The 21,673-nt window shown below is 68.8% G+C and carries 13 protein-coding genes; 9 read left to right on the forward strand and 4 right to left on the reverse strand.

What is annotated here, in order from left to right; all coding sequences use genetic code 11:
• Nucleotides 1-2 precede the first annotated feature (2 nt).
• Nucleotides 3-1,484 (reverse strand): hypothetical protein, encoded by a 1,482-nt coding sequence (locus ACZF5Y_RS14760; protein ID WP_497533474.1) that lies wholly within the window; start codon nucleotides 1,482-1,484, stop codon nucleotides 3-5.
• Between the two features lie 227 nt (nucleotides 1,485-1,711).
• On the opposite strand from ACZF5Y_RS14760, the gene ACZF5Y_RS14765 reads away from it, so the two are divergent.
• From ACZF5Y_RS14765 to ACZF5Y_RS14775, 3 genes are all read left to right on the forward strand, one after another.
• A complete protein-coding gene (locus ACZF5Y_RS14765) occupies nucleotides 1,712-2,608 on the forward strand; it encodes a dihydrodipicolinate synthase family protein (protein ID WP_497535346.1) in 897 nt (298 codons plus the stop codon).
• Nucleotides 2,609-2,727: 119 nt separating this feature from the next.
• Nucleotides 2,728-3,279 (forward strand): Dps family protein, encoded by a 552-nt coding sequence (locus ACZF5Y_RS14770; RefSeq protein ID WP_497533475.1) that lies wholly within the window; start codon nucleotides 2,728-2,730, stop codon nucleotides 3,277-3,279.
• 83 nt (nucleotides 3,280-3,362) lie between these two features.
• Nucleotides 3,363-3,824, forward strand: a complete 462-nt coding sequence (locus ACZF5Y_RS14775) for a GNAT family N-acetyltransferase (RefSeq protein WP_497533476.1) — start codon at nucleotides 3,363-3,365, stop codon at nucleotides 3,822-3,824.
• A gap of 95 nt (nucleotides 3,825-3,919) precedes the next feature.
• Here ACZF5Y_RS14775 and ACZF5Y_RS14780 read toward each other — a convergent pair whose 3' ends face one another.
• Nucleotides 3,920-5,209 (reverse strand): DUF3500 domain-containing protein, encoded by a 1,290-nt coding sequence (locus ACZF5Y_RS14780; RefSeq protein ID WP_497533477.1) that lies wholly within the window; start codon nucleotides 5,207-5,209, stop codon nucleotides 3,920-3,922.
• 137 nt (nucleotides 5,210-5,346) lie between these two features.
• Here ACZF5Y_RS14780 and ACZF5Y_RS14785 point away from each other — a divergent pair, with 137 nt between their 5' ends.
• Nucleotides 5,347-6,075 (forward strand): response regulator transcription factor, encoded by a 729-nt coding sequence (locus tag ACZF5Y_RS14785; RefSeq protein WP_497533478.1) that lies wholly within the window; start codon nucleotides 5,347-5,349, stop codon nucleotides 6,073-6,075.
• Nucleotides 6,072-7,595, forward strand: a complete 1,524-nt coding sequence (locus ACZF5Y_RS14790; RefSeq protein WP_497533479.1) for a sensor histidine kinase — start codon at nucleotides 6,072-6,074, stop codon at nucleotides 7,593-7,595. The genes ACZF5Y_RS14785 and ACZF5Y_RS14790 overlap by 4 nt, the downstream gene beginning before the upstream one ends.
• 18 nt (nucleotides 7,596-7,613) lie before the next feature.
• Here ACZF5Y_RS14790 and ACZF5Y_RS14795 read toward each other — a convergent pair whose 3' ends face one another.
• A complete protein-coding gene (locus tag ACZF5Y_RS14795) occupies nucleotides 7,614-8,072 on the reverse strand; it encodes a GNAT family N-acetyltransferase (RefSeq protein ID WP_497533480.1) in 459 nt (152 codons plus the stop codon).
• A 33-nt stretch (nucleotides 8,073-8,105) separates the two neighbouring features.
• A complete protein-coding gene (locus tag ACZF5Y_RS14800) occupies nucleotides 8,106-8,708 on the reverse strand; it encodes a hypothetical protein (RefSeq protein ID WP_497533481.1) in 603 nt (200 codons plus the stop codon).
• A 192-nt stretch (nucleotides 8,709-8,900) separates the two neighbouring features.
• Between ACZF5Y_RS14800 and ACZF5Y_RS14805 the strand changes: the two genes are divergently transcribed.
• The 4 genes from ACZF5Y_RS14805 (at nucleotide 8,901) to ACZF5Y_RS14820 (ending at nucleotide 21,643) form a co-directional block, all read left to right on the forward strand.
• Nucleotides 8,901-10,088 carry a variant leucine-rich repeat-containing protein gene (locus tag ACZF5Y_RS14805; RefSeq protein ID WP_497533482.1) on the forward strand — a complete coding sequence of 396 codons (1,188 nt, stop codon included), beginning with the start codon at nucleotides 8,901-8,903 and terminating at the stop codon, nucleotides 10,086-10,088.
• A gap of 50 nt (nucleotides 10,089-10,138) precedes the next feature.
• The gene (locus ACZF5Y_RS14810; protein WP_497533483.1) at nucleotides 10,139-10,570 is read left to right on the forward strand and encodes a hypothetical protein; all 432 of its coding nucleotides are present in this window, start codon (nucleotides 10,139-10,141) and stop codon (nucleotides 10,568-10,570) included.
• A gap of 309 nt (nucleotides 10,571-10,879) precedes the next feature.
• Nucleotides 10,880-11,125, forward strand: a complete 246-nt coding sequence (locus ACZF5Y_RS14815; RefSeq protein ID WP_497533484.1) for a hypothetical protein — start codon at nucleotides 10,880-10,882, stop codon at nucleotides 11,123-11,125.
• Nucleotides 11,126-11,212: 87 nt separating this feature from the next.
• Entirely contained in the window at nucleotides 11,213-21,643 is a 10,431-nt protein-coding gene (locus ACZF5Y_RS14820; protein ID WP_497533485.1) for a non-ribosomal peptide synthetase, read from the forward strand.
• Nucleotides 21,644-21,673: the final 30 nt, after the last annotated feature.

Here is a 21,673-nt window from a genome sequence, read left to right on the forward strand (position 1 = left end):
CCTCAATCTCGCCCCGCAATACCCGCATCGCGGAGCCGTTGCAGATAACGGCGGTCGTCAGCGGCGTGCGCCCCGTGCGTGTCGGCGACGAGCACGACGTCTTCCCAATCCGACTGCTCGAGTTGGTCGAGTTCGACATGGAGCGACGATCGCCCGGTGTCGATCGAGCGCCAGTCGGCGCTGCGCGCCGTTGCCGCGGTCACGACCACCTGTCGCTCGGGATTGCGGCGAATGAAGCGTGACGGATATCCCCGAATCGTGATGTTGCCGGTCGCTTCGGTGAGGTCGAGCATCCACTCCGGGTCCTGCAATCGATCTCGCTGCCACTGCGCATATCGCTCGGTGATCACGGGGTCGAGATGGCTGAGCGTCGGGTTCAGAATCAGCCCGTGCATGCGGCCCTTCAGGGTGACGCGGTGCAATTCGCACCCGAAGACAAACCCCGAACCCTCGGGGCTGCGCAGCCCGTCGATCGTGACGTCTTCGAGCACGGCGCCGCTCACGGAGCTCGACTGCAGTTCGAGGTCCGTGACGTGCACCCGAGCGATCCGAGGGCGCTCGTGCGCGGTTTCGGCGAGCTCAGCGACACAGTTGGTCAAAGTGATGCGCCGCGTGGTGATATCGACGAGCGTGTCACCGGGCCGCAGTCGATAATCGCGAAGCACGATGCGCGGCGGTGACGTGCGGGCGCGAGCCTGCAGCAGGCGGTGCGTCGACTCGTTCGCGCGATCCACCAACTCATCGAGCGGCAGTGCCGGATCACCAGCCGCGCGATCACCGACACCGGGGAGGGCGATGAGCGCGCGCGCCTGCCCCAGGTCCGGTGCGGCCGCGATCACGCCGCCACCGACCAAGTGGGCCGACTGCACGCCGAGCGGCGAGTCGATGCGTGCGATCTCCGTCTCATCGCCTGCCGCCCGCACCAGCACGTGCTGCGGGGCAGATGCTCGGCGCTCGGTCGCCTCCACGACGCGGTGCTCGTCCGATGTCAGCACCCGCAACGCACCACTCGTCTGCACCAAGGTTCGCGCTCGGCGGCGACGGCGCAGCGGCGACAGGGAGCTGAGCGACACGAGGGTCTCCATCGTGGCGCTGGTGCTGCCGACCGCGACCGCGTCGTCTGCTGCACGCTCAAGATAGGTCTGTTGCTTGCCGAACCCGGAGGTGAGCTGGCGCCGAATCTCCGCGGCCTCCAGGTCGATCTCGGCGATGGCAAACTCGGTGAGCAGCAGGGCTCGGTCGTGATCGAGCTCGAGTGCGTCGCGCAGTGTTCCGCGCACCCCGCGCACCACACGCCACTCGCCCGTGCTGAGGTCGAGCACGCCGATGCGATACGCGGATCGCCCCTCGACCCACGAGGTGACGAGATGGCGAGTACCCATGACGACGGTGGCTGTTGAGAAGTGATGCGGTGCGTCCGCGGGCACCGGCACAAGCAGGGCCTGAGGCGTCGCGCTGAGGTGTTCCATCTGCTCGGATTCCACGGGCCCAGGGTATCGGCTGGGGTTCCGAGCGGGCGAGGCCCGCACCGAGCGCACCCTTTTCGCGCGAGCGCGCCGAGCGCACCGGTTTCGCTCGAGCGCACTCATGTAGTGGGCATGCATTCGAGAGAAACCGGTGCGCTCGGTGCGGTGCAGAGCGCTGCATCGCAGCGAGCCGGCACAACCTGCTTCCTGACCAGGCAGTGCATTAGGTTGGCCATATGCGACGCATGATCACCGGACTGAGCGCTTTCCCCCTGACCCCGCTCCATGACGACCGCATCGACGAGTCGGCGTTCACGAACTTGATTCGCCGACTCGTGGCGGCCCGTGTCGACTCGATCACCGTGCTCGGCTCGACCGGATCGTACGCGTATCTCACCCCCGAAAAGCGCGCGATCGCGGTGCGCATCGCGGTCGAGAATGCGGGATCGATCCCGGTGTTCGTCGGTGTCGGCGCACTGCGCACCTCACACGTGCTCGACCACATCGAGCGGGCCGAGGCGGCGGGCGCGAGCGGGCTGCTGCTCGCACCGATGTCGTATCAGCCGCTCACCGAAGACGACGTGTACGAGCTCTTCCGCACCGTGAGCACGCACACCGAGCTGCCCGTCATCGTTTACGACAACCCGGGCACCACACACTTCCAGTTCTCGCACGAGCTCTACGCGCGCCTCGCGAAGCTGCCCGGCGTCGCGTCGATCAAGATCCCGGGCGTACCGACCGACCCCGACGATGCCCGCGCGCTGATCGCGCAAATCCGGGCCGAGGTTCCGGAGCACATCAGCATCGGCGTCTCGGGCGACCGCTTCGCCGCGCAGGGCTTCGCGGCCGGCTGCGACGCCTGGTACTCGGTGATCGGCGGCACGCTGCCCGAAGCCGCACTCAGCATCTCCCAACCCGCCGTCGACGGCGACTTCGCTGCGGCCCAGCGCGCGTCCGACGCGCTCGAACCGCTGTGGAGTGCGTTCGCGGAGTTCGGCGGCAGCTACCGCGTCACCGCCGCGATCGCCGAACACCTGGGGCTCGCGCAGCAGAGCTCGCTGCCGCTGCCCATTCAGGGGCTCACCCGCACGCAGCGCACGCAGGTGGCGACACTCATCGACGCCCTCGGACTCACGAGGTAGGTAGCGCCGCGCCGCGGAACTCGCGCCCGTACCAACCCTCTCGCCCCTGATCAACCCCACTGCAGATTCCGCTGCACGCGCCTAGCGTCAAAGGTGTTCACCGACGAGAGGACACTGTCATGGCAACCAGCACCGCACCCCGCAATCAGCGCCGCGCAGCACGGGGAGGATCAGGCGCCGGCCTGACCGACGAACAAAACGCCGAGAATGGGTTCCAGGCGTCGCAGCAGCTCAGCGACAACCTGCAGAAGGTGCTCGTCGACCTGATCGAGCTGTCGCTTCAGGGCAAGCAGGCGCACTGGAACGTTGTCGGCCAGAACTTCCGCGACACTCACCTGCAGCTCGACGAGATCATCGACGCGGCGCGCGAGTTCTCGGACACCGTCGCCGAGCGCATGCGCGCCCTGCACGCTCTACCCGATGGCCGCAGCGACAGCGTCGCCGAGACCACGAGCCTCCCCGAGTTCCCGCAGGGCGAGATCGCCACGAAGGAGGTCATCGACCTGATGACGGAGCGGCTCGAGGCCACGATCGGCACGTGCCGAGACGTGCACGACGAGGTCGATGATGAGGATCCGACGAGCGCCGACATCTTGCACGCCGTACTCGAGCGCCTTGAGCAGCTCTCGTGGATGGTCAGCGCAGAGAACCGCACGCCGAAAAAGAAGTAAGGGGGCGGATCGGCCTACCCGCGGCGACACCCCGCGGGTAGGCGCGTTACACCCGCGACATCCGCGTCGGGGAAGATAGCCCGATGGCTCTCCAGATCTCCCGCGCGGACTTGACCGACCCGCAGCTGCACGCGTTTCTGAACGCGCACCTCGCGGACCTGGCGCCGACGGCACCGCCGGAGAGCCGGCATGCGCTCGACCTTTCGTCGCTCGGCGCCCTGGGCGTGCAGCTGTGGGTCGGCCACCGTGCCGGGGTGCTCGTCGCAACCGGAGCACTCAGTGCGATTTCAACTGATCACGAAGAACTCAAGAGCATGCGCACCGATCCCGCAGTGCGCGGCGAGGGCATTGCGTCGGCGATGCTCGCCTACCTGATCGCTGATGCTCAGGCGCGCGGGGTCGAACGGCTGTCGCTCGAAACGGGCAGCATGGAGTTCTTCGCGCCGGCCCGGAGGCTCTACGCGGCCGCGGGCTTCGTGACGTGCGGGCCGTTCGGCGCGTACGCCCCCGACCCCCACAGTGTGTTCATGACGCTGGAGCTGTGATCCGGGGCCGACTCGCGGCCGCGCAAGTCGGCCACATTCGTCTCAGAAGCAACCTGGGGACGGCGCATCCTGCGCCATCCCCAGGTCGCACTCCCCTACTCGGCAGCCGCAGTCGATTCCTCCTGAGCGGCACCCGGAGTACCGGACGGCATCTCTCCGTCACCGCCGGGCATTCCGCCGCCGGCACCACCCGACATCCCGGTCGCGGCCTGCTGCGTCACGCTGTTCTCATAGTCGTTCGTCGGGTCGCGGTAGATCGTGTGGACGTGACCCCAGCCCGACGTCGAGACACCCTCGACATCGGCTCCCGCAGACCCGCCCTGAGCTTGGAAGGCGACGTACACGTTCGGGCCGGAGATCGAGAACGAAATGCCGTCGCCGATGCTCATGTCGTAGGTCGTTTCGCCTGACCAGGCGATCACCGTGTCGTCAAGCGTTGCTTCGATCTCGGCTCGCGTCGTGGCCGCGCTCTCCGCATCGGCCATCTCCGACCAGTTAGCGATGAGGTCGAGCAGCAGCTCGCGCTGCTCGTCGGTGAGATCCGCCCCGGTCAACCCGCTCCCGGTCGTGAAATCGCACGTGTCGCCCGGAGCGCACATGGTGACGTCACCGGAGGTCAGCGTGGCCGGCTGCTCATCGGTCAGGCTGTCGAAGAACGCGAACGCATCGGTGTAGATCCCATCGAAGGGCTGCACTTCTGTGCCGTCTTCGGTGGTGTAGACGGCCGGCTGCACTCCGAGGTGCGTGGGCGCGAAGGTGATCTCATTCGCGGCGGTGTCGAGCGTCGCATTGATCCCGAGGTGGTGCCCACCGAACTGCACTTCGTAGGCGTCATCGGTCGACGCGTCGCCGAAGAGCGCGATGTAGTACTGCCCGAGAGAGGTTTCGGTGCTGCTCGAGTTCTCGAGCAGGTATTCGTCGCCGCCCATGATGCCCGACACGGTCTCGTACGCCTCGTCGCTGAGCAGCGCCTGCAGCACGTTCAGCGCGGCCGCCTGCTGCTCCTCAGTGAGATCGTTGAGGTTCAGGCCGGCGCGCTGCACGAAGGTGACCGGGAAGTTCGACCACGAGGTGGTCTTCGTCTCGTCGTCGAAATCGTAGAGCACGGTCTCGCGCTGCTCATCCGACAGGGTCGCGAGGAATGCCTCGACCGCTGCGGTCGTGTCGGCGATCGTGCCACTCGTCGTGGTCGCATCGGTGCCGCTCGTCGACGCCGCAGTCTCCACCGCCGTCGAACTCGAACTCGACGACGAGCTCGACGTACTCGACGTGCTCGTTCCCGTGGTGCTCTCTGCGCCGACCGCGCAGCCGGTGAGCAGCAGGCCCGAGACGAGCAGCAGGCCGGCAGCCCCCAGGGTGCGCTTGCGAATCTTGGTGTGCGTCATGATGACTCCTTCAGTGTGGTGATCTGCTCTCCAGAAAAGTCGAGAAACATTCACGCTTGATAAGAGGCGAACAAGCGGTTGATATGGATGTGTCCGAAGCGTTTCCTCGCAGGCGGGCGGTGGGCGAAACTGGAGCCATGACTTCGCAGCCTCCTCAGCGCCTGACACGACCCGACGGTTCTCCCGTGCGCGCCGTAGTCGTGGATGACGAGACCAACCTCACTGAATTGCTCGCGATGGCCTTCTCCGCGGAGGGCTGGGCCGTCGTCACCGCTTCGAACGGACAGGAAGCGCTCAACGCCATCCGCGAGCACGCGCCCGACATCGTGGTGCTGGACGTCATGATGCCGGCCCTCGACGGCCTCGAGGTGCTGCAGCGTCTCCGGGGCGCGGGCAACGACGTCCCGGTGCTGTTTCTCACGGCGAAGGACGCGGTCGACGACCGCATCGCGGCGATCACTGCCGGTGGCGACGACTACGTCACGAAACCGTTCAATCTGCAGGAAGTGGTCGCCCGCGCCCGCGGGATGGCCCGCCGGTATGTCGGCTCCAGCGCGAGCGAGACCGCGCTCACCGTCGGAGACCTCACTCTCGACGACCGCAGCTACGAAGTCGCCCGCGGCGGCACCCCCATCAAGCTCACCGCCAAAGAGTTCGAACTGCTGCGCTATCTGATGCAGCATCCCCGCCAGGTGCTGACGCGCGCGCAGATTCTCGAGCACGTGTGGAGCTACGACTTCGGTGGCAAGTCGGGCGTCGTCGAGATCTACATCTCGTATTTGCGCAAGAAGATCGACGCGCTCGGGCCGGCACTCATCCATACGGTGCGGGGCGTAGGGTACACCATCAAACCGGTCGTCGCATGACCGCGGGGCCCGGGCCTCGGCGTTGGACGCTGCGCCGCCGACTCGTGACCGGCACCATCCTGCTCGTACTTGCCGCCATGCTCTGCTCGGGTATCGCGACCGTCGTCACCCTGCGCACCTCCCTGATGGAACGACTCGACGCCGAGGTGCTCGTCGGGGTGGGCATTGTGGCGGGGCCGGATCGCGTGGCCTCAGACGGATCCACCGACGCGGGCCCGACGGACGCCCCAGAGCTCTCCGATACCGCGCCGAGCGATGCGGGTCCGCGGCAACGCATCAACACGCTCGAGGTCGAATTCGACAGCGCGGGCGCTGTCACGCGCTCGGCCTACGTCCGCTCCGACGGCACCACGGTCACGCTGACCGAGACACAACTCGACGTGATTCACTCAGTGCTCGGTGCATCCGCGACGCCGGTGACGGTCGACCTCGGTGGCGCGCTCGGCAGTTTCCGCATCGCCTCCGCGACGACGACCTCCGGCACCGCGGTGTCCGGTCTCTCCCTCAACGATCTCGGAGCCACGCTGTCGTCGCTGACGGTGATTCTCGGCGTGGTCACCGCAATCGCGCTGGCTCTCGCGGGCGCGGGCATCGGGTGGCTCGTGACCCGCTCGCTGCGCCCCCTGCGGCGCGTAGCCAACACCGCGGAGCGGGTCTCGCAGCGGACGCTCGCCGCCGGAGCGGTGGCGCTCCCTGAGCGCGCCGCTCTCACCGAGGACCCTGGAACCGAGGTTGGCCGCGTCGGCGTCGCGCTCGATACGCTGTTGAACCACGTCGAGAACGCACTCACGTCTCGTCAGCAGAGTGAGGATCGGCTCCGAGCTTTCGTCGCGGACGCCAGCCATGAGCTCCGCACCCCGCTGGCCTCGATTCGGGGGTACGCCCAACTCGCGCAATCGGATGAGGGTGCGACGCAGTCGGAGGTACTGGAACGGTCGCTCGGGCGCATCGCGTCAGAGGCCGACCGCATGGGTGCTCTGGTCGACGATCTGCTGTTGCTCGCCCGCCTGGACTCCGGCCAACCGCTGCGCTTCGAACCGGTCGACCTCGCTCTGATTGCCATCGAGTCCGTAACCGACGCGCACGTCACCGCACCCGACCACGAATGGGTGATCGACGTCGACGACTCGGTGGAGGTGTCGGGCGACCCGTATCGACTTCGTCAGGTCGTGATCAACTTGCTCGGCAATGCCGCGGCGCACACGCCGCCGGGCACCCGTGTCACCGTCTCCATCGCCGAAGCGTCGGATGACGCGGTGCTCACCGTGTCAGATACCGGGCCGGGGATCGACGCGGCGCTACTCCCTCGACTGTTCGATCGGTTCGCCCGTGGCGACGCCTCCCGGAATCGGAGCTCGGGCGGTTCCGGGCTCGGTCTGTCGATCGCAGCTGCAATCGTTGCCGCTCACGACGGCACGCTGGAGGTGACCACTGGCCCGGAGTCGAGAGAGGGGACGGGCACGACGTTCATCATGCGGGTACCGCTTGTGCGTTCCGGGCAGGAGCACACTGCGGGATAGCCAGCGTATGACGCTCGCCTACACATCGAAGCGATGCGGCAAGGTGCCGCCGCGTTCGCGGTAGGGCACGAAACCCAGAGCGCGGTAGTACGCCAACCCGGCCGCGTTGCTCGCGCCGATGCTGGCGTCGATTGCAGTGAGCCCGGCTTCTCGCGCGGCGCTCAGCGACACGGCGAACAGGCGCCGCCCGAGTCCACTTCGCCCGGCATCTGGGCTGATGTGGGTGCCGATGATCCCCCACCCCTCGGCCACGTCGTAGGGGTTGCCCGGCCACGCGCGCTTCAGCGATTGAAACCCCACGACGCGGCCGTCTTGCTCGGCCACCGTGCACGCGACCGTGTACTCGGGCGCGAGGTAGCGCTCGAAGATCAGTGCTTCGGTCACCGGTGCGGCACGCAGGCCGGCGCGGTAGATCGCGTTCTGCACCTCGGCCATCTGTCCGGCATCAGCATCTCGGGCATCACGGAGTTCGGTCATGGCGTTCATGCTGACACGACTGCCCAACGACCTTCAACCGCCAGGGCACTCGCAGGGACTCCCGCTGGAACACTGGCACGGCGGCGGCCGGAAATCGGACGCAAAGACGGTCGTGCGCACATCCAGCCGAGCGAGCGCGACGAGGTCGGCCGGTCGACCTTCGCCTGCGTCACCGGAGAGGCGCAACTCGCCGCCTGACGGGCAGGCAGCGTCTTCCGTGAGGAGAACCGCCTCATCGACGGGAATGCGCAGCGCGAAGCACAGGCCTTCGGTGCGAGTTGTCGACGTCAGGTAGTCGCCGGCCGTGGCGGAATCAACGACCGCGAATGTGAGCACCGAACTCTGGGACGATGCCTCGACGTTCAGCAGTGCTGCCCGTCCCGAGCTGACCTCGATCACCTCTCCGTTGGCGGCACGTCGCGCGTCGGTGATCGGCATGAAGTCGTTCTCGAGTATCGCGTCGACCGCACCGTCGACGTCTGCGGCGAGCGCGTCTCGGTGATCCCACACGGCCTCTTGCGTCTTGGCGATGGTCTGCGCGAGCTTCGCTTCCGCGACAGTTCGGGCCTGCTGCCCCGCAATGACCGTGCACCCTGAGGTCAGCAGCATCGCTCCGACGACCATGGCGCCGGTCACGACCCTCAGACCTCCGCCGCGTCTCCGACGTGTCGTTCGATTCGGCATCGTGCCCCTCCCTCACGGTTCACGCCAGGGTAGCGGCCGCGTGTGCGCGCAGACACATACGGTGGGTTCGGATCGTCGTGCCGAACCCGGGCGGTCGACCGAATACGCTCAGGGGGTGGATGCAACACACCGGAGCGACGAATCGTGAACACGCCGCAAGACGCTGACCGGTACGCGGCGAACGCGCGCGGCGTACCCCCGCGCGTGCTGGCCGACATCGCCGCGCGGCGGTGGGATCTGCACGCCGAGATCGCCGCGAACTCCAACGCGTACCCCGAACTGATCCAGTGGATGCGCGCCGTGAATCCGTCAGCATTCGCGTACGTGCCGACGCAGCCGGCATCGCCGGTGAGGGCGGCAGGCACGGCGGGCACGGCAATCCCGGTGCGCGCACCCTCGTGGCCGCAGTCGCCTCCCGCGCCCCGACGACGCAGCGGCGCAGGATGGTGGTTCGCCGGCTGCGGGTGCCTGGTCGTCGCCGTAATCGCGATCATCGCGATTATTGCCGCGCTCGGCCTCGGAGCAACGGTGTCGGCGCCCGATACTCGCGACGTTTCGCAGCCCCTCCCGTCTCAGAGTGCTGCGCCCGACACCCCGCAAGCTGCGCCGCCGGCCTCGGACCCGGAGGTCGACGCGCAGATCTCCCGATTCGAAGCAGACCGGCCGCGAATCATCGAGCTCGCCGCCCAGCTGGAGGGCAACCCCGTCGCACCGCTCGTCGCCGACCTGCGCACGTTCAGGCTCGACGAGAAGCGTGCCGCCGACCCGACGATCGGCATTTATGAGGCGAAGCCCATCGCAGAGCGGGCCGCTGCGTTTCGCGCAGAACTCGAACAGAGCGTGTCAGCTGCCGAAGCGCGCCGCTCAAATGCATCGGGATCGCTGACGGAGGGCGTCGTCGATGCGGCGGGCAACGGTTTCATCGACGTGCAGTACGACGCCGCAACGGCCTGCGTAACCGAACCGAGGCCGGGCACGGAGAACATCGGCTGCGTGCTCGCAGCCCAACCGCTCACGGTGCATCTGCTGCCGGAGGCCGAGGTCGGCAGCGAGTGGATGAACCTGATGCTCGTCACCCACGAACTCGCGCACGTGTATCAACGGGCTGACGATCAGGGCGCCGAAGACTACTCGGGCGCCTACAACGATCTGCTCGCGCAGGGCCTCTTCCAAGGCAGCAAAGAAGTCATGGCCGACTGCTACGCGCTCACCTATTACGAACAGTGGTCGTTGAGCAACGGGTCAGAGAGCCTCGGTTACGGATACGTCTGCGACGCGGCCGAGCGACAGGCGATCCGCGACTGGGCGGTCAATCTGAACGTGCCGCTCTGAGCGTTCGTTCGGCGTCGCTGTGACGACACCGCGACGCTAGCCTGAATTGCATGGAGATGTCACTCAGTGGCCGAATGGGCGGCCCCGAAGCAGGTCGGTTCCACGCGTCGCTGGTGCAGTTGCGACAACGCGGCAAGGAGGCGCTCGCGTCACTCGAGGTGCTGGGGGTTGAGACCTGCGAAATTGCGGTGTGGATCAGCGGAAGCCTGACCGACTACGCGTCGGGGGCTGCCGAGACCGGCACCTCACCGAGCTCAACACACTCATCGATGAAGTACTTCTCACGTGACTCGCGCCTGACGGTGAAGATCGTGATCGGGCGTTCCACCGTCGAGCGCGTCGCGGACGGCGGCGAGGAGGCCGCGCTCGTCGATTGGATCTCAACGGGGTTCGAAGACGCTCACCGGCCGCGAAGTGTGCAGAAGCTTGACCTCACACCGATCGCAACGTCACTCCGCAGTGCGGTGGGCGGCGCCGCCTGAGCGCAGCCCGCAGCGCACCCGGCACCTCGCACTCCGCGCAGCGCATCGAACGCACCCTTCTTCTTCGAGCGCACCAGCGCCTCAGGCCTGCACTCGAGCGAAACCGGTGCGCTCGGCGCGCGCCATGCGAGTGAATGCGTCGCACAAGACTGAATAGCCATCAGGCTCAATTCAGTGTCGGCGCGCTCAAACCTCAGCGAACCTGACCGTTCCCGCAATCCTCGGAATGTCTCCAAACCGATCTCAGCAATGCTCCGAACCCCGCATGTGACCAACCCGGCACATCACCGTGAAACGAGGAGCAGCACAATGAAGCAGTCGACCCGCACCTTTGCCAGCGCCGCCACCGCAGCGGCGATCTCGATCGGCGCACTCGCCGTCACGGCCGTTCCCGCGAGCGCGGTTGAGCCAGCGCAGACCGTGCAGGCCCCCGTGGTTGCGCCCGCAACCTCTGCGAGCGCCCAGGGTGCGCTCATCGACGGGCCCCTCATCGATGGCCCGCTCATCGACATCGGCGGCATCCTCAATTTCCTGCAGATCGGGCAGTTCCAGTAACGCTGCACTGACGAACGGCGTCACGCCGTAAGCCGAGATGCAGACAAGGCGCCGAACTCGAATTCGGCGCCAGTACAGGAGCGCCCAGTGATCGAAAACCGCCCGCCCTTCGCCCCGGATGCTCGCGCTCGCGCGCAGGGATCCCAGAGTATCGAGCTCACTGCTGCTCAGCGCGGCATCTGGTACGCCCAGCAGCTCGATCCCGAGAACCCGAGCTACCAGATCGGGCAGTACCTCGACCTGCGCGGCCCGCTCGACGAACGGCTGCTGCGCATCGCACTGACGAAGACCGTCGCCGATCTCGACGCGATGAGCCTCCGCATTCGTGACGACGGGGCGGGCCCATTCGGCGTCATCGACCGGCCATCGCCGACGACGAATCTGCTTGAGGTCGTCGATCTGCGTGACCGTGGCGAGGGCGATGCTCGGGCTGCGGCGCTCGACCGCATGGACTCCGAGCTCGCCACGGCGCGCGACATCGTCGAGGGCGACCTCTTCGCCACGGTCCTGTTCCGGATCGCCGATGAGCGGTGGCTCCTCTTCCAGCGCGTGCATCATGTGCTCTTGGACGGCTATTCGGCGGTCATTGGCCTGCGCTACCTGGCGGGCGCGTACTCGCGACTCGTAAAGAGCGCGCCGAGCGGGATTCTCGGGGCGGTGCTGTCGGCTCCGATCTCGTACCTCGCCGCGCGTGCAGCGTCTCCCCTGCCGAGCCTCGCCGAATTGCAGGCGCACCTCGACGAGTACCGCTCGTCCCAGCAGTACGCGAACGATGCGGAGTATTGGCGAGGCCAGTTCGCTGCAGACTTCGAAGTGACCGGCCTTGAGGGGACCGCGAGCCGCGTAGCCCGCCGCGTCGAGCGAGCCTCGGCCCCCATTCCCGACGCCGACGCCGCGCGCCTGCGCGCACTCGGACGCGATATGCCGAAGACCGCGGTCGGGCTGGTTGCGCTCTATCTCTCGAAGATGACGGGGCAATCGGAGGTGTCGCTCGGACTCCCGGTGACGGCGCGTCGCGGACCGATCGCGAAGCAGACCCCGTCGATGCTGTCGAGCATTCTGCCGCTCCGCGTCGACGTTTCGGCGAACCAGAATCTTGCCGAGGTCATCGTGAGCGCCGGCGACGCCGTGCGCGGCGCGGTCGCCCACCAGCAGTTCCCCATCGGTGAGCTCGCGCCCGGGCACGGCGCCACCGGCCCCTCGGTCAACCTGCTCCCCGTGATCGACGACCTCACGTTCGGCCGCGCCCGAGGCACCGTGACGATCCTGTCGACCGGCCCGGTGCGTGATCTGTCCGTCGTGATCTCGGGCCTGACGAGCGACGCTGCGGAACCCACACTGCAACTCGAGGGCGACGCGGATCTCTACTCCGCGCGCACGCTCGCCGAGCACGCCACCCGCCTGCTCGAGCTGCTCACCCAGGTGCTCGATGAGCCCGCATCCACGGCGGTCACCGACGCGACGGTCGTGGGCGAGGCAGAGGCAGCGCGTCTGCTTGCGCGCGGAGCCGGCGCCGAGATCCCGATCGGCCAGGAGTCCGTGCTGACCGCGTTCGCCGACATCGCCGACGTGCGCGGGTCCGCTCCCGCAGTGTTCGCCGCCGACGGCTCGCTGTCATTCGCAGAGGTGCAGGATCTCTCCTCGCGTCTCGCGCACGTCCTCGTCGACCGAGGTGTCGGCGCGGGCAGCACCGTTGCCGTGCGCATCGAGCGCAGCAAGTACCTCCCTGTGCTGGTGCTCGCCGCCCTCAAGTCGGGAGGCGCATACGTGCCGCTCGATCCCGAATACCCGACTGACCGTGTGAGCAACATGATCGAAGACGCGTCACCGGACCTCCTGCTCACCAGCCCCGGCCAGGACGAGCGCGATCGGGTCTCGGGCGCGCACTGGACTGTGCCGACACTCATCATCAATGAGACCGCCGCCGCTGAATGGCCGCTGGTGGGTGCGGATCGTGCGCAGCTTCCCATTCCCCCCGCCACAGACCTCGCCTACGTGGTGTTCACCTCGGGCAGCACCGGTCGCCCGAAGGGCGTCGGTGTGGAACGGCTCGCGCTGCGCAACCTGTTCGAGCACCACCGCGCGGAGATGTTCGATCCTGCGCAGGCACGGCTCGGACGCCCCGCCCGCGTCGCGCACACCGCCGGGCTGTCGTTCGACGCGGCCTGGGATCCGCTGCTGTGGCTCTTCGCCGGCCACGAGTTGCACCTCGTCGACGACGACGTGCGCCGCGACCCGCAACGCCTTGCGACTTTCCTGGCTGAGCACGAAATCGACTCGATCGAGACCACCCCGTCGTTCGCGGAAGCGCTCATCGCGGCTGGCCTCTTCACGCAACGCCGATACCCGACCGAGATCGCACTCGGCGGCGAGGCCGTCGGGCCCGAACTGTGGAACGCACTCGCCGCGCGCGGCGACGTGTACGCCGTCAATCTGTACGGTCCGACTGAGACGACGGTCGACAGCCTGATCGCTCCGATCACGGAGGGCCGCGATCCGCACCTCGGCACGTCGGTGCGCAACACGCGCCACTATCTGCTGGACTCCGCACTGTCCCCCGTACCCGACGGTGCGATCGGCGAGCTGTACCTCGCGGGCGCGAACGTCGCCGCCGGGTACATCGGGCAGCCGGGACTCAGCGCTGAGCGGTTCCTCGCCGACCCGTTCACCGCGGACGGCAGCCGCATGTACCGCACGGGCGACGTGGTGCGCCGGCGTCGCAACGGTTCACTCCGCTTCCTCGGCCGCATCGACGAGCAGGTCAAGATCCGCGGGTACCGCGTCGAACTCTCGGAGGTCGAGTCGGCCCTGCGCCGATGCGACGGCGTGACGGGCGCCGCCGCGGTGGTGCAGGGCTCCGGCGCATCCGCTCGAATCATCGGCTACGTCACCGGCGATGCCGAACTGAACGGACTGGGCGCCCGTGTGAAGGCAGCGCTCGCCGCCGAGCTCCCCGCCTACATGGTGCCGGGGAGCGTGCTGGCTCTCGCGGAACTGCCGATGACTCCGAACGGCAAGCTGGATCGCCGGGCGTTGCCCGAACCGACCGCCGTCTCTCAGGATCGCGTGCAGCAGCCGCGCACTCCCGAGGAGCGCATCGTCGTCGAGGCGTTCGTGGAGGTGCTCGAGGTGCCGTCGATCGGCGTGGATGAGGACTTCTTCGCCGCCGGCGGCCACTCGCTGCTCGCCACGCGTCTGGCCGCGCTGCTGACCGAGCGTCTGGAGCGCCAGGTCACCGTGCGCGATGTCTTCGAACGTCCCACGCCCGCTGAACTCGCCGGGCTCGCGGAGGCTTCCGACTCGGCGCAGGTCGCCGTACCGTTGCGGCCCGTGGCGCACGACGCGCTCGTGCCGGTGTCTCCGACGCAGCGACGCCTGTGGTTCTTGAACTCGCTCGACCCGACGTCGAGCGCCTACAACATTCCGATCGTGCTGCACCTCGAGGGCGACCTCGATGAGGGTGCGCTCCGAGCAGCACTCCGCGACGTGGTCACGCGTCACGAGCCGCTGCGCACCGTGTTCCCCTACATCGACGGCGAACCGCGGCAGCGCATCCTCGATGCGGAGTCGGGCGCACCGACGCTCGTTGCCGTGGACGTTCCCGCTGCACGACTCGATGCGATCCTGCACGAAGAAACCCTGCGCCCCTTCGACGTGACCGCCGAGGTGCCGTTGCGCGCCGTGCTGCTGCGCACCGCGCCGACCCGCCGCACGATCGTGGTCATCATGCACCACATCGCCGCCGACGGCTGGTCGCTCGCACCGTTTGCCGCCGACCTCTCGCGGGCCTACCGGGCGCACGCAACGGGCGGTGACCCGCTCACCGAACTCCAGGTCAGCTACGCCGATTACACACTGTGGCAGCGGGAGTCGCTCGGCTCACCCGAGGACCCCGAAAGCGCGATCAGCGCGCAGCTCGACTTCTGGCGCCGCACCCTCGCCGACGCTCCCGAGGAGATCGAGCTGCCGCGGGATCGCCCGCGCGGTCACGCGCCGAGCGACATCGGGCACCTCACCTTCGAGCTCGACGCCGAGCGTCACGCCCGGCTGCGCGCCGCGGCTCAGGAGCATCGCACGAGCCTGTTCATTCTGTTGCACGCGGCGGTCGCGGCCGCGCTCGGCCAGCACGGCGCCGGTACGGACATCGTGATCGGCACGCCGGTCGCCGGGCGCAGCGATCCGCAGCTGAACGACCTCATCGGCTTCTTCGTGAACACGGTGCCGCTGCGCACCTCGCTGAGCGGCAATCCGACGCTCGATGAACTCATCGAGCGCGTGCGCGCCAGCAACACCGAGGCGTATGCGCACCAGGACGTCCCGTTCGATGCGATCGTCGACGCGCTGCGCCCGTCGCGAGTGGCGGATCGGCACCCCGTGTTCCAGGTACTCCTCACCCTGCAGAACACCGCGCCCGCACACCTCGATCTCGACGGAGTCGAGGTCACGGTGCCCGGCCAGGTCACGAGCGCGGGCGTGAAGACGGACCTGATGCTCGACTTCGCAACGCCCGCGGGCGACGCTGGCGCACTGCACGCTGCACTGGCGTACGACCGCGCCCTCTTCGATGAGGCCACCATCGCCGGCATGCGCGACTCGGTCGATCGCCTGCTCGCAGCACTGGTCGAGCACTCCGATCGACCGCTCTCCGACATCGCCACGATCGAGGAATCGGATCGCGAGCGCATCGTCGGTCAGTCGTACGGCCCGACGCGTGAGGTTTCGGGCACCGTGCTCGACGCGCTCGACGCCCAGGTCGGCGCGCACCCCGACGAGACCGCCCTCGGCGACGATGCCGGATCGCTGACCTTTTCGGAGGTCGGCGCCCGTATCGACGCGCTCGCCCGAGCACTGCGGCTGTCCGGGGTGCAGCGCGGTGATCGTGTCGCTGTCGCGCTGCCCCGCTCCGCCGACGCGATCATCACCGTGCTCGCGGCACAGCGCGCGGGTGCGGTCGCGGTTCCGGTCGATATCGAGTACCCGGATGCCCGCATCACCCAAATCTTGGAGGCGGCGACACCCGAGCTGCTCATCGCCACCGACACGCTCCGCCTCGGCCCCCTCGCCGAGGCCGCCGGTACCGCGGTGATCGACCCCGTGACGCTGGTGGAGCGCGACCGTCGCGCTGAGCCCGGGCCCGGGCTTCCGCAGCTGCATGCCGAAGACGCCGCCTACCTCGTCTTCACCTCAGGCACCACCGGCGCCCCCAAGGGCGTGCAGGTGCCGCACTCGGCACTGATGAACGTGTTCTCGCAGCACCGTGACGCGATGATCGATCCGCTCCGCGCACAGATCGACGGTCGCGCTCCGCGCGTGCTGCACGTCGCCGGTCTCGGGTTCGATGCCGCGTGGGATCCGATCCTCTGGCTGGCCGCCGGATCGACCATCGTCATGGCGAACGACGCGACGCGACGCGACGCCGCGGCCCTCGTCGACGCGCTCGACACGCACGCCATCGATGTGCTCGAGACGACGCCGTCGTACGTGCGACAGCTCGTGTCCAGCGGCCTGCTCGACCGGGCAGACGAGCGTTCCGCTCCGCTGCTCGTCGCGGTCGGAGGCGAAGCGGTCTCCCCGGAGCTGTGGCACTCGCTCGCCGCGGCGCACTCGATCGAAGCGTGGAACCTCTACGGACCGAGCGAGTTCACCGTCGACTCCGTCGTTGCGCGCGTGCAGGGCGACTCGGGGGTGCGCATCGGCCACCCGATCAGCAACGTGCGCGCACGGGTGCTCGACGAGTACCTGCGCGAGGTGCCCGACGGCGTCACCGGCGAGTTGTACCTCTCCGGCGCATCCGAGGCCCACGGCTACCGCGGACGCGCCGCAGAGACGGCGAGCGCATTCATCGCCGATCCGAGCGCCACCGGCTCGCGGATGTATCGCACCGGCGATCTCGTGCGACGCCACTCCGACGGCTCCCTCGAATACCTGCGTCGCGACGATGACCAGGTGAAGCTGCGCGGGTACCGCATCGAGCTCGCAGATGTCGAGCGCGCACTCGAACGCGCCCCGGGGGTTACGGGCGCCGTGGCTCGCGTCGATACCCCCGCCGGCCCCGACAGCGCACGCATCGTCGCCTGGGCGGCGACTTCGGGCGCCTCCGATGACGCCCCGCAGGGCGATCGCATCCTCGCGACGGCGCGCGAGCAGCTGCCGGCCTACATGGTGCCGACCGCCGTTCGCACGATCGACCGCATCCCGCTGACGCCGAACGGCAAGGTCGACGTCGCAGCGCTTCCCGCCCTCGAATCGCGCACCCGCTCGCGCGCCGCCGAGAGCGACGCAGAGCTTCGGATGTGCGCGGCGTTCGCGTCGATCACCGGCGCCGAATCCGTGGGCATGGACGACGATTTCTTCGCCCTCGGCGGCCACTCGCTGCTCGCCGTCGCGCTGATCGGCGAGATCCGCGAACAGTTCGGCACGGCTCCCGCAGTGCGCGCCGTGTTCGACGCGCCGACCCCTGCGGGCCTGCTCGCCCACACCCTGCAGTCGACCGATGATCGCGCGGTTCCTTCGGCGTCGAGCGCTCCCGATGCGCAGCGCGAACCGCTGTCCGTCTGGGCCGCTGCCCATCCCCGTGACCCCGACAGCGACGCCCCGCTCTCCCCCGGCCAGGCACGACTCTGGTTCGTGAATCGCCTCGATGCGACCACGGGCGACTACAACGTCGTGCTGGGCGCCGAACTGTCGGGCGATCTCGATGTCGACGCGCTCTCCGCGGCTCTGGATGACCTGGTCGCACGCCACGAGATCCTGCGCACCACCTACCCCGAAGTTCGCGGTGAGCCCGTACAGCGCGTGCATGCGGCGACTGCGGGAATCCTGCAGCACGGCCGCATCGACACCGCGGCCGGGTTCGAACTGACGCGCGAGCTTCCCGTGCGCGCCGGCATCGAATCCCTCGGGGAGCAGCGCTGGCGCCTGCAGCTCGTCGTGCACCACATCGCAACCGATGGCGCCTCGCTCGCGCCGATGATGCGCGACCTGGCCGCAGCCTATGCCGTGCGCACCGGAGCGACTCAGGCCGATCTCGACCCGCTGCCGGGGCAGTTCGGCGACTACGCTCGTCAGCTCGCGGCGACCCGCGACGCGGCCCAAGAGGACGCCGATCTGGACGCCTGGACCGAGCACCTCGCCGGCGCACCCGACCAGGCGAGCCTGCCAGCCGACGGCGCGCGCGAGCACCGCGCCACGCAGCCAGCGGCCCAGGTCGCGTTCACGGTACCGGCGCGCACGGCCAACGCGCTCTCCTCGTTCGCCGCGGGCATCCGCGCAACCGACTTCCACGGCTGGCTGGGCGCGCTCGGTGCATTCCTGATGCGCACCGGCGCGGGGTCGGACCTCGTGATCGGCACGCCATCAGCCGGGCGGTCAGACCCCGACCTTGCGCCGCTCATCGGATTCTTCGTCAACACGCTGCCCCTGCGTCTGGAGCTCGACGCTGCGGCGTCGCTCGCCGACGCCGTTGCTGCGGCGCGATCCGCTGCCCTGTTCGGCATCGAACACGAGCACGTCCCGTTCGAACGCATCGTCGAGGCGGCTGGGCCCGAGCGCGTGCTCGGGAGGCACCCGCTGTTCCAGACCCTGCTGACGGTGGAGCAGCCGCGCGAGCTCGGCCTCGACCTGCCGGGAGTCGCCGTGACCCCGGAGGTCTCGGAGAGCACGGGCGCCGCCAAAGCGGACCTGTCGTTCACGCTGCGCCCCACCGCGCCCGGTGAGGAGGTGCGCGGCACGCTCGAGTTCAACTCCGCACTCTTCAGCGAGGCCGCGGCATACGGGCTCGTGCAGCGCTTTGTCGACTTCCTCGAGAGCGCTCTCGAAGCACCGGACGCTCCGATCACGGCGACCGACATCGCGGGGACGACGCCGCGCCTTCCGGCGTGGCCGGCCGAGTCGACCCCCGCTGCGGTCAGCGTGCTCGATGCGTTCGATGCGACGGTCGCACTCGCCGCGACCGACACGGCGCTCGTCACCGACAGCGGCAGCGCGACCTTCGCGGAGCTCGCACACCGCTCCACCGAAATCGCTGCGGGGCTGCGAGCGGCGGGGGTCGGCACGGGTGCGGTTGTGGCCGCCCGCCTCCCCCGCTCGCTCGACACGGTCGCCGTGCTGCTCGGCATCTGGCGCGCGGGCGCCGTCGCGATGCCGATCGATCCGGAGTATCCGGACGAGCGCGTCGCTGCAATGCTCGCCGCAGCCGATCCGGCGCTCGTGATCGATGGAGACGTCGACACAGCGCTGCGCACTGCCGAGTGGGATCGGACCGAGCTCGCGCACGCTGAGCCGGCGCACGCTGGGGTCGGGTCCCTCGACGATCCGGCATACCTCATCTTCACCTCGGGTACGACCGGCGAGCCCAAGGGCGTGCAGGTGCCGCACCGCGCACTCGCGAGCCTGCTCCGCAGCCATCGGGCGACCCTCCTGCCCGAGCCGGCGCTGCGGCGAGCGCGATTCGCGCACACCACCGGTGTCGGCTTTGACGCGGCGATGGATCCGGTGCTCTGGCTGGCGCAGGGGCACGAGATCCACCTGGTCGATGATGAGACGCGCCGCGATCCCGAGGCTCTGCTGCAGTACTTCGCCGCACAGCGCATCACCGCGTGGGAGACGACGCCCAGCTATGTCGAGGCGGTGTCACGTCAGACGGGGCTCGCGGAGTGGCTCGACGCGTTCGAAACCGACGCGCCGTTCGCGCTGCTGCTCGGCGGCGAGGCGGTCACCGACGAGCTGTGGCAGTGGTCGCGCGAACGACACGCGCTGCGGGCCTGGAATCTGTACGGCCCCACCGAGGTGGGCGTCGACTCGATGATTGCCGATGTCTCAGCGTCATCGCGTCCGACGCTCGGAGCGACGACCACCGACACGGTCGGCTACGTACTCGATCGGCAGCTGCGTCCGGTACCGGTGGGCAGCATCGGCGAACTGTGGCTCGCCGGCCCGCAGCTGGCCGACGGGTATCTCGGTCGCTCGGCCGCAACCGCCGACCGGTTCGTCGCCGACCCCTTCGCGCGCGACGGTTCGCGCATGTACCGCACCAGCGACCTCGTCGCCGTTCGCGATCCGCACAGCGGCGAAGCGGGCCGGGTCGTCTCGCTCGGCCGCAGCGACGCGCAGGTGAAGATCCGCGGTCATCGCGTCGAGCCAGACGAGCTGCGGCTCGTGCTCGAGGCGCAGGCGGAAGTCGAGCGCGCCGTGGTGCTGCCCGTGACTCAGGGCGAGCAGACCGTGCTCGGCGCGTGGGTCGTGGCCGCTCACATCAGTGATCTGACCGGGCTCGAGACTGCGCTGCGCGACGCCGCGCAGGGGCGCGTTCCCGAATACATGGTGCCCTCGGCAATCGCGTTCATCGACCGCGTCCCGCTGACGCCGAACGGCAAGCTGGATCGCGGCGCGCTGCCCGAACTGCACGCCTCTGGCGGGGCCGGGCGCGCACCCGAAACGCCCGCGGAGATCGCCGTGGCCGCCGCGTTCGCCGAGGCGCTCGCGATCGATGACGTCCGTGCCGACGACTCGTTCTTCGCGCTCGGCGGGCACTCGTTCATCGCGCAGCCCGTCATCCGTGCGATCAATGCGGCGATCGGGGCGACGCTCCCGGTGCAGGCCGTGTTCCAGGCGCCGACCGTGGCCGGCCTCGCCGCTCTGGCGGAGCGTGGGGAGGGCGATATCGCTGCCAGCCTGCAGCCGATCCTGCCCCTGCGCCCCGCGAGCAACCCCGGCGCGGCACGTACACCGCTGTTCGCGGTGCACCCGGCATCTGGGGTCTCGTGGAAGTTCGCCGCGCTCCTCGCGCACCTCGACACGTCGCAGCCGCTGTACGGGCTGCAGCTGCCTGGGATCGCACCCGACACGGAGCCCGTTGCCACCGACGCGCTGCCCGAACTGCTCGACCACTACGTCGCCGCGATGCGGTCCGTGCAGCCCGATGGCCCGTACCGACTCATCGGCTGGTCGTTCGGCGGGCGACTCGCGCAGCACCTCGCCGCGCACCTGCAGCAGCAGGGAGAGGTCGTAGAACTGCTTGCCATCCTCGACGCCTACCCGACCGAGCACTCCGCGATCGCGGGCGTCGCCGGCGGCGACCGCATGTGGCGCGCGTTCCTCGACGCGAATGACGTGGTCGCGCCCGAGTTCGAGCTCGACGCGGCGTCGACACGACGGGTGCTCGCCGACGCCGGCAACCCGGCCGCAGACATCCCCGACGAATCGATCGAGCGCATGGTGCAGGGGTTCCTGCACCTCGGCGCTCTGCTCGATGAAACGGCAGTACCCACCTTCACCGGTGATCTGCACGTGTTCGAAGCCACCGTCGACGTGCCGGGCGACCGGCCCGAACCTGCAGCCTGGGAGCCGCACACCCGGGGTTCCGTGACCACGAGCGGGGTGGCCGCACGGCACTCCGCCCTGCTGTCAGACGACGCCGTGCGCGAGTTCGCTCCGGAGCTCGAACGACTCATCGCTGATGCTCAGGCGCGTCGCGCAAACCGAACCGCGGAGGGTTCCGAAGCACCAGAGAGCCCCTGATTCACGCTCGATGTCGGCACGACCGGCGTC

This window comes from Leucobacter sp. WKLB1 (genome assembly GCF_059696215.1).

Coding starts and splice junctions, on each gene's coding strand:
- ACZF5Y_RS14765 (WP_497535346.1), top strand. CDS start 1,712: ATGATCACCGGACTGAGCGCTTTCCCCCTGACCCCGCTCCATGACGAC.
- ACZF5Y_RS14770 (WP_497533475.1), top strand. CDS start 2,728: ATGGCAACCAGCACCGCACCCCGCAATCAGCGCCGCGCAGCACGGGGA.
- ACZF5Y_RS14775 (WP_497533476.1), top strand. CDS start 3,363: ATGGCTCTCCAGATCTCCCGCGCGGACTTGACCGACCCGCAGCTGCAC.
- ACZF5Y_RS14780 (WP_497533477.1), bottom strand. CDS start 5,209: ATGACGCACACCAAGATTCGCAAGCGCACCCTGGGGGCTGCCGGCCTG.
- ACZF5Y_RS14785 (WP_497533478.1), top strand. CDS start 5,347: ATGACTTCGCAGCCTCCTCAGCGCCTGACACGACCCGACGGTTCTCCC.
- ACZF5Y_RS14790 (WP_497533479.1), top strand. CDS start 6,072: ATGACCGCGGGGCCCGGGCCTCGGCGTTGGACGCTGCGCCGCCGACTC.
- ACZF5Y_RS14795 (WP_497533480.1), bottom strand. CDS start 8,072: ATGACCGAACTCCGTGATGCCCGAGATGCTGATGCCGGACAGATGGCC.
- ACZF5Y_RS14810 (WP_497533483.1), top strand. CDS start 10,139: ATGGAGATGTCACTCAGTGGCCGAATGGGCGGCCCCGAAGCAGGTCGG.
- ACZF5Y_RS14815 (WP_497533484.1), top strand. CDS start 10,880: ATGAAGCAGTCGACCCGCACCTTTGCCAGCGCCGCCACCGCAGCGGCG.